The organism is Shewanella sp. SP2S2-6, assembly GCF_031931965.1.
Taxonomy (GTDB): Bacteria; Pseudomonadota; Gammaproteobacteria; order Enterobacterales; family Shewanellaceae; genus Shewanella; species Shewanella baltica.
In genome coordinates this window covers 1-13,318 of record NZ_JAUOEQ010000033.1, presented here as the reverse complement: position 1 = coordinate 13,318, position 13,318 = coordinate 1, and the positions used below count along the sequence as shown (strand labels likewise).

Genomic DNA, 13,318 nt, shown 5'->3' with positions numbered 1-13,318 from the left:
TTGTCGCTTTTTCTAAGCCGCCTGTGCGGCGGTGAACCATCGTGGCAATGATAACCTGCCCTTTAGCCGTTTCTAAGCCGCCTGTGCGGCGGTGAACATGAGCGCAACGAACCAAGATGGCTGGAAGTTTTTCTAAGCCGCCTGTGCGGCGGTGAACTTCTTGGTGTATGCAATTGGAATGCGCCAGGTTTTCTAAGCCGCCTGTGCGGCGGTGAACAAAACAGCGGATAACATTTCAAACCCTAGTCATTTCTAAGCCGCCTGTGCGGCGGTGAACTAGACCTATCTCAAGTTAAAATGCTATTCGTTTTTCTAAGCCGCCTGTGCGGCGGTGAACTACCTTCCACCACATCGATCATCTTCATCACCTTTCTAAGCCGCCTGTGCGGCGGTGAACAACTCGACCTTGGCAATACGTGCGCCGTTGGCTTTCTAAGCCGCCTGTGCGGCGGTGAACCACTTGCTCAAGCCATTTATGAAGGGTTAGGCTTTCTAAGCCGCCTGTGCGGCGGTGAACGAACTGGTTTGCTCGGGATTTCAGCCCAAGTTTTTCTAAGCCGCCTGTGCGGCGGTGAACAGCCTCATGCATTGCATCATCAAGCGCATGGTTTTCTAAGCCGCCTGTGCGGCGGTGAACACTCGATGGCCGTAGCAAGGCGCTTACCTTTATTTCTAAGCCGCCTGTGCGGCGGTGAACTACAAGGCATAGCTGGCATTGCTGGCATCGATTTTCTAAGCCGCCTGTGCGGCGGTGAACTTAGGTCTGGCGGCCGACTCGCTATGCTCCAATTTCTAAGCCGCCTGTGCGGCGGTGAACTAACAGAACCAACGCTATTAATTTCGGGTTCTTTTCTAAGCCGCCTGTGCGGCGGTGAACACCATACCGCCGTTGAAGTCTTATAAGAGCCGTTTCTAAGCCGCCTGTGCGGCGGTGAACTGATATTCCAGCGTTACCATTTATATTCCCAATTTCTAAGCCGCCTGTGCGGCGGTGAACATGATGAAGCCGGAAAAGGTGAACCAACATTTTTTCTAAGCCGCCTGTGCGGCGGTGAACGCAAGATGGAGCAAGGTGGCGGTGCCTCTACTTTTCTAAGCCGCCTGTGCGGCGGTGAACATTCATTTAGAGCAAGCCAGGGCTGGCTTTACTTTCTAAGCCGCCTGTGCGGCGGTGAACAAACAGAACTAAGACAAAGGAACCCATACCATTTTCTAAGCCGCCTGTGCGGCGGTGAACAATATGTTGAGTTGTCAGGTCAATTATTTGCATTTCTAAGCCGCCTGTGCGGCGGTGAACCTTAGCTGCAGTCGCCTTGTTGATCGCATCAATTTCTAAGCCGCCTGTGCGGCGGTGAACAAAGTGAGGCAAAAGGGGTTTGGGCTATGGTGTTTCTAAGCCGCCTGTGCGGCGGTGAACGTCAGCAATTCCGCAAAGCCCGCGCTCAACACTTTCTAAGCCGCCTGTGCGGCGGTGAACTTTTTGCGGGTGATGCTTTTAACTCGATACAATTTCTAAGCCGCCTGTGCGGCGGTGAACCCAAACACGTTATGGCCTTGAGTGATTTTTGCTTTCTAAGCCGCCTGTGCGGCGGTGAACGCATCTGGAAGAACACCGTTACAAGACCCGATTTTCTAAGCCGCCTGTGCGGCGGTGAACGGCCGCTTGGCGTTGGTACTTGGCGGGGATTTTTTCTAAGCCGCCTGTGCGGCGGTGAACGCTGGTCAGAATGCGCCTTGGCACGTTCTATATTTCTAAGCCGCCTGTGCGGCGGTGAACGTGCCCGTCCCCTGTCGCTGCGCAGTATGACATTTCTAAGCCGCCTGTGCGGCGGTGAACTGCCTTATAACTCCAAGGAGTTGTATCTCACTTTTCTAAGCCGCCTGTGCGGCGGTGAACGCAACATCGTTAAGTTTCATTCGTTTCTCCGTTTTCTAAGCCGCCTGTGCGGCGGTGAACTCAAATACAGTTTATTTCCTGCCACTCGGTAATTTCTAAGCCGCCTGTGCGGCGGTGAACCACCTTTTTCACTAAAAGCAGCGTCACACTCATTTCTAAGCCGCCTGTGCGGCGGTGAACCGCCTTTGGCGTCCCCTGCGCTGGCGCATTGTTTTCTAAGCCGCCTGTGCGGCGGTGAACCCGCGACTGGTGCGCATAATGACCAGTCGAAATTTCTAAGCCGCCTGTGCGGCGGTGAACAGCGAGTCCTTAATAGTTCACCAAAAATAGGTTTTCTAAGCCGCCTGTGCGGCGGTGAACTAATGCGCAATTTCTTTTGTTGGGCACCTATTTTTCTAAGCCGCCTGTGCGGCGGTGAACGTGCCGGTGGCTGTGCTCTGTTCTGTGCCGGTTTTCTAAGCCGCCTGTGCGGCGGTGAACAAGTCAGCCATCTATTGATGTCAGCGCTTGGTTTTCTAAGCCGCCTGTGCGGCGGTGAACACTCAAGGCCTTGCTGTCCTGCTTGACGGTAATTTCTAAGCCGCCTGTGCGGCGGTGAACCATCACTTGGAGCTACAGGAGGCGGAGCATCATTTCTAAGCCGCCTGTGCGGCGGTGAACAGGGATCATTACCTGAGGCAAAGGCCCGAACGTTTCTAAGCCGCCTGTGCGGCGGTGAACCTAAGGGCTTAGCGGGTTCTTGGGATACGTTATTTCTAAGCCGCCTGTGCGGCGGTGAACAATAGATTACTAGTTTAAAAGTGAGTAACTACAATTCGTTAGGATAAAAAACATTATTTTCCCTTACGAAAAACACACTGCAGTAACTCACTGTTTCTATTTAATTTGTTAAAGAGCATAAATTATAAGGTTAAAACTTGGGTAAATAGCCTCTGCTTGATAATCCATAACTGTCAAACGAAACACTTCCCTCCTTTACTACAGCACTATGTGTTTGTTGAATAAATAAAGGAAAGCGCGAATCCTTAGTGTAACTTTGCATATAAACAAAGGGCGCTTTGGTCTTTTTAGGCTTAAAACCTTCAAAATGCGCTGTAGCTTGCACTAACGTTTCATTATGACGCTTCATTCTTCGAGCGATTTCCCGCGCTTTATTCGCACGGATTGCTGGGCGCGAATAAGCTACATAAACTTCTATTTTTTCGGGCACGGGACGGATACTACTGATATGCAAGTAGTCGGTAAAATGACGCAGCCAATTGCTTACCTTTAGATCTTCCAAATGCTGAGGTTGAGTTGCCAGCAAACGTAATTTTGAGCCTAAACTGTTATCCATTTCATTAAACTGTGGAAATGCAGCAGCAATCTCAAATTGCCCTACCCGATTTTTATGCTCGACCAAAGCAAGATGCACTTGATGATAGAGTTTCTCCCAGAGGAAATAATGCCCCACTTCCTCGTTGGGCAATAAGGTAATGTCTAGATAATGATTCATCGCAACTCCTTATTCACCAAACACACCGCCACGGATCAGCATGGCCATAACATAGTGTTGTTGTTCAATGCTAGGGATCTTGTCTTTGAGCATCCAAGCATCTAACAAATTATAAAAATCGTTTTTTTCTTTCGGTTGACGGTAGGCCGCACCGCGGTTAGTCACAGAACCGTAGGGTTCAACCGCAATCGGTCCAATTTCTTCAAAATCGGGGTGCCAAGTGTCAATCGTACGCAATGCATTACCGATTTTTTGCGAGTGCATTGCCGCTTGTCCATCAAGTTGATAAAGGAACTTACTCTTATCTCCCTTACCACCGCCCATCACTAATTCCTGTGAAGGGAATACCGCTTGGCCTTGTCCAAGTTGGCTGTATGCCTCGACCTTAATCAGGGCGTGTTTTTCCATTAAGCCAAATTGAATTATTTTCGCCAGCTCGTTTATCTGCTGATCATCGGCAAAATCACGTAGATTGAAATCATAACTATCAAAGGTAAAGTGCTGATTATTGGCTGTTACGACAATTTTCACCGCTTGTGCTCCAACACGGTTGCGCCATAAAAAACGGCCATTAGCGATATTCTGCGCATAGCGTTTTGCCAGTTCACTAAATTGAGTTTCAATTTGATATTGCTTCACTTTTGCGGCTAAGGCTTCCTGATAGGCTGGATCGTTACACGTTGACGGTATGTGTAAGTCACTCAGGATGCGTAGGGTAAACACTAATTTTAGCGTGTCTGTATGGTGGGGAAGCGCTGCAATATCAACCGTTTGTAAATTCGCCTTAGAGACTTCGGCATCAAGTTTTGCAGGATCGTTTGCCGTTGCGGCTTTTAATCGGTTTGAAATCGTTCCTCTTACGGCTTTTTCTCCCACTATGATAGGTTGCCATACATTTTCATCCCAATTGCCCGCAAACATAAGGGCGTCGGATGGAAGCAATTTTGCTTCAAAAGCTAACACTGATGGTGTACTCAGTTTGATATCTGCCATGATTAATGCTCCGTTATTAATTAATAGTCATCTAAATTAAATGAGGTTAATGCAGCGTCAACATCTGCAATGGATGGTATATCTACTTGAAATGGTTCTGTCTTTGCTAAGTACCAAGGATGTTGGTAGCTGTAGCGCCATATTCCCGCGCTAATATCAATTAACCGATGAATACTTAGCCATTCGCCTACGCTGTAAGCGGTTTCGGCAAATGCCACAGGGACTGACTTATCCCGCACATTGGCAACCTGCCCCGCTTCGTATACTGGCGAGATAGCACAATAACCTGTTGCAATAGGAACTAAATAACCCGCTTGAGGCTTTGGCACATAATGCCAATCCGCTTTGATGGTATCTGATGGTCCGCTTATTTCAGGTTCCGTATCTAACCGAGTTGCCTGATAATTTAGGGTGGCAAAATCACACCAAGCATCAAATAGGCTTGGCTTAGCACCATGAACGACCTCTTGCTGTAATCCATTAACATGGCTCGCAAGGTAATCGCTACGATCGATTAAGATAAATCCCGGCATTAAACGCCGTAGTGCTTTTTGCTGCTGTTCGTGGTCGCTCAATATCTCAATTTGCCCGTAGTGAGTGATCTGCCCTCCCGCTAGCCTCATTGCAGGTAACAAAGCGTTAATCTGGTCTATGAGCATTTGCTCTGTTTGATTATCGCCTTGAATTAACCCCTTAATTTCGATCAATAAAGAAACTTGCAAGTTCATGCGCCCTTCTTCATTGATTGGTGCGGTATTTCCTTGTTGAGTTAATGGATTACGAGTCAAGGCAAAAACATAATCTCCCCAGCCTTTAGGTTGGCGAGCATGCACCCTGTTTTTGTGACTCACGACGCAAACGCCACCTAAGCTCACATCAAGCTCACGAGATAACTTGCGTGATAAAGCATGGGCAAAACCTAAAAAATTCGTTATCGCCGGAAACCCATAGGTCAACCCTGCAATGGCATTCGCATTTTGCACATCGAGTTTTTTAATTAATAAATACTGCGACATTCTATGCATCTCCATGTTTAGGTGTATGACGCTCAAAGGTTTTAAGCTGCACTAGACATAATTTCTTAACATACTGATGTTCAATATCACCTAGCACATATCGTTCTTTATCTTGCAGCTGAGCCAATAACCAAGTCGCAAAATCGTTGGCGATGATGTCTTGCCAATCGCCTTTGGCACGCTCCTGCTGAAAACGCGGTTCTGGGTTGGCGACATCGAGCCAAAGACCGTGAGCGGTTTTTAATTGACACTCAGCCGACGTTGCCCAACCTGCAAATTCCGTCATATTTTGAATAATGGCGGCCTCATTAAGTAGCACATCGATAATTGGCAACACAAAACCATAATCCCGTTGATATCGCGCTTTAAAATTGTTTTCTTGCGCGGTTACCCCAGCCAAAAACGCTTTAAATTCGCGAATAAAACCTGCGGTTTTAAACCGCAATTGGCGGCTAAAAATACTGGCACTCGTGAGCGGCGGCTTGCTTTGAGCTTGATAATGCGGTGGCGCGCAATTGAGTAAGAAACTTTGTCCATACCGCTCGCTATTAAGTTGAGAGATATTTTGTGGTTTTGAGCCACCAAAGTTTTGCACTGCTGTTGCCGGGAATATCTTCTCGAGCGATGCGTGAAAATGACCTTTTTTACGCGCCTCTCTAATTGCTTTGGGCTCATCGCCAAAACGAGTTGATGTGACGTGATGATATAACTCATGGGCTAAGGATGAAGAAAACAAAGGACACAGTAAGTGATAGTGTTGTGATTCATCGCCATTAAGCGCCGTTGATACTGGAAAGTACAATTGCTTAGTTAAGGTATGTCCCGTTAGTTTTTCATCTGCCAATGCTCTAGCAAATCCAAGCTGCCACTCTTTAAGTAATTCAGTATCTTGAGTAAATGCAGTTAAAGCATCAACATGCTGAGCTTGTAGCTGCTTGATGAGACTTTCACCATTGACTGATATTTTCAGCAGTTTTGCCACATCAAGTGCCGCCGCATTACCGACAGCATCTATCGCTTTATTCGCTAGACTCGCCGTGTTCAGATAGCTCTGCGATTCTGGCGCAGTATCCGCTACCAATATACTGCTGGCTTTAGCATCACTGTGGGTAAACTTAGCCGCATGGGTTGCTAGACTAATCTGTTTGGCGCGTTTTGCAGCATCAGTTAACCAATTCACCGGATTAAAGTCCGTTTCAATCGGTGCTGCAACTTCGGCATATTCCCTATTTGCTGTTGCTATTTCGATAGGATCCTGTGTTTTTTCAAGTATCTTATCCCGTGCTTTTTGTAGCGGTTCAAGCTTGGTTTGCTTACGCTGAGCGATATAATCGGCAAGCGCATCGCTTAAAGTTAATTCCATGGGCTGTCCTTATTGTCTTTACATTCGTACACACCAAGTTGTTCGTGCCATGCCCACACTAGGGCGGGTTGATCTTTATTTGCCATTCGAAGGTTAATCTCACCAAATTGCTCACTCACTTTAGTGATCGAACTGTCCAGTAAGTCAGCCAAGTCTTGATATATTTGTTCGGTCGATGGTTTAAACCACCAGAAACATCCTTTAGCTAACGGGACTATTTCAGAGTTAAAACGATGGTTTAACGTGGGATATTGATAGGGTTTATGTGTGGTATCTAATTGACACCAGGTTAATATTTCATCTTCTGGTAATCGCAATAAAAATGCCTCTTGGGGTTGCGATTGGCGAAATGCGGTTTGGCGAATAAACTCCCCGCTCCAAGCAACATCATGCTTCCACCACAGATTGGCCTCTTTATAACTGCGATAAAAAATGACTCCAGCTTTGTCTTTGCCAACAGGTCCTAACGCCAGTTGCAAAGCACGATGTTCCTGCCCCCAAAAGGAGTTTACTGCCTGAGCATGTTGTTTTTTGTGCAGATCGCTATATTGAAATTCACTGCCATTAGCACTGGGCACAGGCTCCATAATTCTTGGAATTGCCGAAATGGCATCGAGTTCAGTAGTCAGTAATTGGGTTAAATCATGTTGTAGTAAGGGTAAAGCGGCACTTTCAAACCCTGGCTTACAGTACGCTGGATGCTCATTTTTTAGTGCCCGAATATTTTTATTTAAAACTAATAAATTAGCCGTCTTAGGTACCTGCTGACGATGACGTTGAATACGTCCTGCAAGTTGGATTAAAGCTCGCAATGAACTAGGTTCAGCAATAGCCCAGTCATAGTCATGATCGCGCCCCACTTCAACGACTGAAGTGCCTAACACGATGAAAATATTATTCGAAGTATTGGTCATTGATAATGCCTGCTGAATTTCAGGCTGGCGCCACAAATTGGCTTCATCGTGACGTGATAAGGCGTTATCGAGGCGACTTTCTTTGTAAGAGCGATGTGCTAATGGGAACTGCGAATGGTAAACACAGTAATGGATACTGTAATCGGCTTGCGGTGACATGTTAATCAGTAACTTAGCAACAGCGATCATTGGATTTATATTAGCCATACGCACAACACCTAAAGACACCTTACGCCCTGATGGATGTACAACATGGTGCATATCATGTAGCTGGTGTAGACATCTGTGTAGCGTGGTGGCAACACACTGTTCAAGGGTGGTTGGCGATGCTAATTCAAGCTTTACCAGCTCTCCCCTACGAACGACTTGTTGGCAAGCGAGCTTTTTAACTCTTTTACTCACAAAAATTTTATGTTGCTCAATATAAGATCTTGAGTTGGATATCTCTAAAGTTTCACTTTTATATTCATCAAACCAAGCACACCAGATTGGAGGCTGTTCGGTCGTGGCGAAATGCGCCCGATTAAAATGCTGGCGGCCAGCATGATAGGCATCAAATAGTGTTTTGATCAACGATGGCGGCAGTGTCGCTGATGACAGTAAAACTCTAGAACCTAACATGCCTGCCCAGTTCACTAAGCGACATAGTGCGGGTAAGTCCTCAAGTCCAAAATCATCCGGCTCATCTAAAATTAAATCAGAGGTGAGTAATCGCAACATAGGCGCAATTTGTTTACCTCCTCGCAAGCTTTCAGTTGCAGGCATTAGATGATCAATGGTGCTAACCAAAATGGGCGCACTCACTAATTGCTCCAATTTAGGACTCGCAGCAAGCCAGTGCTTTAACCGCCCATCATAAATTTGACCTTGATAACTAATAAATAATTGTTCGAAAAGATCCTCTGCCGACTCACTACCAATCTGCTTATGCTGCGGTGTTGCATTGTTCAGTTGATGTAAGGTGCTAACGGCCTGTGAACCAATCAGTACCGCTAGCTCATCATCCCCAAGTTTAAGTAAATCCCGATAAGCATCACCCGTTTGTAAGGTAAGCGTTCGTAAACCTAGTGCGACTGAAAAACGGCAACCTTCTCGTTCATCTGCTAAACCATACATAATGCGGGCATTGGCTATGGTTTTCCCGCATCCGGTTGAGGCCATATTAACCCCGAAAAAACCTTGTCTCTCACTGCCTTTAGCTATCAACTTAGCTTGAGCAAAAGCCTTATCTTGCCAGCGATACTTGCCGTTTGTCGCGTTCTGACTAAATAACTTATGTTGGGCAATCGCTGGTAAAGTATATTTTAAAGCAGGTAAGTTTTGTGCAAAGCGCTGGGCATTCACCGCTACACCAATATTATGCTCATCAAGCTGTTGCTTTAACGCATTACCCGCCTGTGGCACTCTATTATGATCAGTATTAGCAAAGGCGTTGTAAGTTTTATCTCGCCACTGAACTTTAGATTTTTCAGCGGGAAGAGAGGAATAATAATGATCGGCGAGCATCAACGACAAGCGCGCCATATGTCCAACAAAGCGTTGCTCAAGCCAAACTTGTTCAGTAAATATCAATGGACAATTGAGCGCACGTTCGGATAAGTTTCGGGCTTTATGCTGCCAAGGCCGACTTAAGAGTGGCGTACCTTGACTAAACTGCCAATTTTGCCTGATAAGATCCGTATCTATTGCCGTCATGTTTTCTGCATTCGCTGAATTCCAATGGCAACTAAAACAATGAGAGAGCCAGCAGTCTATTTCCTTTGTATGTACGCTACCTACATGGGCGAGCGGAAGTCGGTGGTGCGATACAATCAACCAAGCCACCAATTTAGCAAATGGTGCAAGTTGATCAAAAGGTCGCTGATATCCGGAATCTTCTTTAAACAGCCTAGACAAAACCTGCTGTTCTATATCAGTACTGTTTTTATCAATGTTGGCCAATTTCTCCAGCCAATCCTTATCCACTAAACCATTAGCAAAGGCTTCAAATAATCGCAGAGACACCCACTCATGCCGATAGGGTTCCCCCTTAGACTCGGTTAACCCTTTAAGCTTTAGCTGAAATAAATCATTCGCTTTTCCAAAATCATGAAATAATCCAGCAATACTCGACGCAAGGACAATTACTTCATTTAAATGCCAGCCCTGCTCCCATTCTTTATGTTCCAAATTAAGCTGAGTGCGATTCACCGGCACTATGCCTTGTTCATTAAATTTCAATCGATTTCCCACGACCCACAAGAGCTGAGTTCTAGAACGTGAGCGGATCCAGTGGCAACTCACTGCAGTACTTCGACTTGCAGTTTGTTTGAGCATTTTCTTAACCGTTAACAGGCCATCTTCGGTGATCAGGGTTTGCCAAGTGTTATCGCCTATCCGGTTAGCAAAAGCATCAAGCACACGGCGGGTCTTTTTCAGGGCATTTTTCTCGCACTGACTGATGAATGTCACCATCATAGCTGTTGTACCTTATAAGCCTTGGGCTGCAATTTGCTCTGCACTGTAGTCCTGAAGTGCAACGTCTTTCACCGTATTAAACATAAAATCTAATGCTTTATGATCGGTAAATGCCTGCAATACTTGCTGACGAAATTCTTGTTCAGTGGCGTTCTCTTTGGCGCAAACAAAAGCCCACGGCAGCACTATGGCGTCTTTGATGAGATCAGCGACATCGAACACTAATGCTCCGCGGCGAGTTTTCCCGTGCATCACGGCAAAACCATGCGGAATGCCCAACACCCAGAGGCAACTAGCTGCAAGTCCATAGGCTAAATAATTGCCGTGGTTTAAAAAGTCATTAGCGATATCGGTGCTTTGGTGTTGACGGGTAAAATCTTTGAGTTGGGTATTATTGGCGGCGTGCTTGTATAGCACTTTGGTTAACTGAGCTTCGGTCAATAGCAGGTCCGACTGTTTGGTTGCCACCTCTGTGCGGGCATGAAAAGTCTCAAGCGCAGCTTGGATTGCCGGATCCTTAAAAATAAAGCCTTCCGTTTTGAGTTCGCGATCCCTCTGCCACACTTGCTCGATAAATTGGATGCGGGCTTGCTGAAAGGTTTTCGCGGCGAGTAATCGTTTTTCATCATCGAACCAAAATTGCATCCAACCGTGCAAATATTCAGTGGGCCGGTATTCACTCTGGGGCGTCAGCCATTCCACTTCGCAGGTCATATAAAGTGGCGTGCCGCCACCGCCACAAAAGCCGACTAAGACACCTGCCTGCGCCAGCATTCGCATGGCAGCTTGGGTGATGGACGTGCCATTGCCCAATAACAAAACTGTGGTGTTGGCGATGGGGATATTGAAATATTGGTTTTCGTTTTTTGCTTCAGTTAAGTAAAGCACACGACCGTCTTTCTGCATCACTCGGCAGTATTCGAGGTAATAAACATTAGCTCGTTTAGAATGCAGTATCGTTTTTAAATCCGAGGGAGAAAGATCGTCCATAAATACCTCCATGTGGAATGAAAAGCTTTAACTAATCAAAGCTATCGTCCTAATTCAAGCAATAGTAACTTAGAACCATTTGATTCCCTATGCAACAATCGATACATCGCTCACATATCAGCAACAACCTCACGAAAAACATACATTGTCAGAACCAAAGTCAATAATTAAGAAAGGATCAAAGGATCACAAAATCGATCTGTTGAAGTTGGTATATCCGAGCATACCTAATTTTTGTCCCTCTGAGAAAGTAGCGAAAATAATTATTTATAATCAATACCATATATAGCGTTCAAAATTATGAACGCCCCCTAAAAGCCCGCTAATAAAACAACAACCAAGCCCTCTAAAATCCTCATATGTAGTGAAGCACTGCGTGTCGCCGCCCCCGCAATCAACCGCGCCAGAAGGACCCGTGATGATAATGGTTCGCATCTACATCGAGTTGAGAGTGATTCTCATCACCATAAGGTGTCGCGTTCGCCTTCAATCAAACCGTGAGTATCGGCGAGACACAAAATCCGCCCATCTGAAAATCTAAATTCATCATAATTGCACATGATCATCGCTCCCTTTCTATCCATGCATGATGACTAATATAGGTAAAGTGACACTCGGTTAAAATGAGCCTAGTCCTAGACAGAAGCAATTCACCTAAAACCGTCTAAAACCGTTTAAAACCTTGGCTTTTACCCTCTTAACCCTATTGCCAATATTTAACACCAAAGCAACAAATGCACACTATTGCATCCTCCACTAGGGTTGATGCAATGACTCGCCTGTAGCCTTACTGCTGCATGGGCTAGAGTGCTCCCAACTTTTTGAGGCTATCTAGGGATTATCTAGGCCGCATCGAAAAACGGTTGAACCATATTGGTGCAACACACTGAACAACACCCATTGAATAGAAACATATCAATAACAATTAAGGTTAAGGCCGCATGAGCCTAAAAACGCGTTCAATCACCCAGAAACAGTGTGCAGATCATCCCAGTTCGCCTGCTTTCGATGACTAAAAACGGGGAGCGGATAACGCCTTCGCAGGATGAGGCCGCGACCGAATCAGTGAGCCGAATAGAAGGATCCATTTGGGCGCCATCAATTCACCCATAACTGCCAAAAACCTCACCTTTTGCCCTACCCTTTACACCCCTCAAACGTTAACACAAAAGCAACAAAAGCGAGTCATTGCATCCTCCTGTAGGGTTGATGCAACGATATGCCTGTAGCCTTACTGCTGCATGGGTTTGAGTGCTCCCAACTTTTTGAGGGGATCTAGGGATTATCTAGGCCGCATCGAAGAATTATTGAAGCATAATGGTGTAATAGCTCCATCATGATACAACATATAAGCAACAACTAAGGCAAGAAAAACGTGTGGTATTCTCACTCGTCATCGTCGCTCAACACGCCTATATCAGTCTTATTTATGCCGGCTTCACCCACAGACATTAGCAAATGCCTGAACGACTAGTACATCTGCAGGTAAAACCGCTGACAAAAACGTAAACATGAACATTGATGCGAGGTATCAGCATCTATCCGCCCTATCCATTCCCTTTATCCCAACAAGCAATTAGCCAGCGTGAGATTAGCGGACACCACTGCAGGTAAACACGACAGGATCATAGAACCAAGCGGAACAACACTCTTAGGTACCGGCCATCATCAGCCACCGGCATTAGTGCATTACTGCCCACGGCTCATTATGTGTATTGGGATTGGTTAAAGCTGACGACAGGGCATGAAGCGTAATGTTATCGGGTGACACGTATGAAGGTGAAAATAGTGGTCTAAGAACAGGTCGAACTGAACACACGATTGAACTGGATTAGTGACTTAACCTGTCAATATTCAAATCACGATGCAATTAGATCCGACAGGTTGCTTTAGCTCACTTCTGCCCCATTATGAGTTAGTGTGAACTCCCCATGATACCCGCACAACCCGCAACATAGACCGTGCAGGATAAAAACAAAAACAGTCGATGTGCGACCATGTTTCGGAACCTAACGTTTGGTTAAGGGGCGGGGCCCGTCCCAGTGAACGAAGCGAGCGATTTGAACCACTAGTTGAACGAAGCCGCTTTGCGGCAGGAACAAGATAAAGCCATCCTTTTGCCCCTCATCCTAAATACTTGCTAGACGCGACCTGCTTCGGTCGCAAACCTAGGAGTATTATCATGGACATTCA

Annotated in this window: 6 protein-coding genes and 1 CRISPR repeat array (1 of these 7 cut by a window edge); all 6 genes read right to left on the bottom strand. The window is 46.0% G+C overall.

Going from position 1 to position 13,318, the window contains the following annotated elements; all coding sequences use genetic code 11:
- A CRISPR array of direct repeats spans window positions 1–2,677; the repeat unit is 28 nt; unit sequence TTTCTAAGCCGCCTGTGCGGCGGTGAAC; it reaches 3,832 nt to the left of the window's first position.
- A 130-nt stretch (window positions 2,678–2,807) separates the two neighbouring features.
- The 6 genes from cas6f to cas1f are packed head-to-tail and all read right to left on the bottom strand — an operon-like array spanning window position 2,808 to window position 11,125.
- Complete coding sequence (cas6f, locus tag Q4Q57_RS17775) at window positions 2,808–3,392, bottom strand: type I-F CRISPR-associated endoribonuclease Cas6/Csy4 (protein ID WP_263164452.1); 585 nt, start codon at window positions 3,390–3,392, stop codon at window positions 2,808–2,810.
- A gap of 9 nt (window positions 3,393–3,401) precedes the next feature.
- Entirely contained in the window at window positions 3,402–4,385 is a 984-nt protein-coding gene (gene csy3 / locus Q4Q57_RS17770; RefSeq protein WP_012089883.1) for a type I-F CRISPR-associated protein Csy3, read from the bottom strand.
- 20 nt (window positions 4,386–4,405) lie between these two features.
- Window positions 4,406–5,401: a type I-F CRISPR-associated protein Csy2 gene (gene csy2 / locus Q4Q57_RS17765; RefSeq protein ID WP_012089884.1), complete on the bottom strand. Its 996-nt coding sequence runs from the start codon at window positions 5,399–5,401 to the stop codon at window positions 4,406–4,408.
- Between the two features lies 1 nt (window position 5,402).
- On the bottom strand, window positions 5,403–6,764 hold the full coding sequence (gene csy1 / locus Q4Q57_RS17760) for a type I-F CRISPR-associated protein Csy1 (protein WP_311891578.1): 1,362 nt from the start codon (window positions 6,762–6,764) through the stop codon (window positions 5,403–5,405).
- Window positions 6,755–10,135: a type I-F CRISPR-associated helicase Cas3f gene (cas3f, locus tag Q4Q57_RS17755; RefSeq protein WP_311891577.1), complete on the bottom strand. Its 3,381-nt coding sequence runs from the start codon at window positions 10,133–10,135 to the stop codon at window positions 6,755–6,757. The genes csy1 and cas3f overlap by 10 nt, the downstream gene beginning before the upstream one ends.
- Before the next feature lie 12 nt (window positions 10,136–10,147).
- Window positions 10,148–11,125: a type I-F CRISPR-associated endonuclease Cas1f gene (gene cas1f / locus Q4Q57_RS17750; RefSeq protein WP_012197496.1), complete on the bottom strand. Its 978-nt coding sequence runs from the start codon at window positions 11,123–11,125 to the stop codon at window positions 10,148–10,150.
- Window positions 11,126–13,318 lie beyond the last annotated feature (2,193 nt).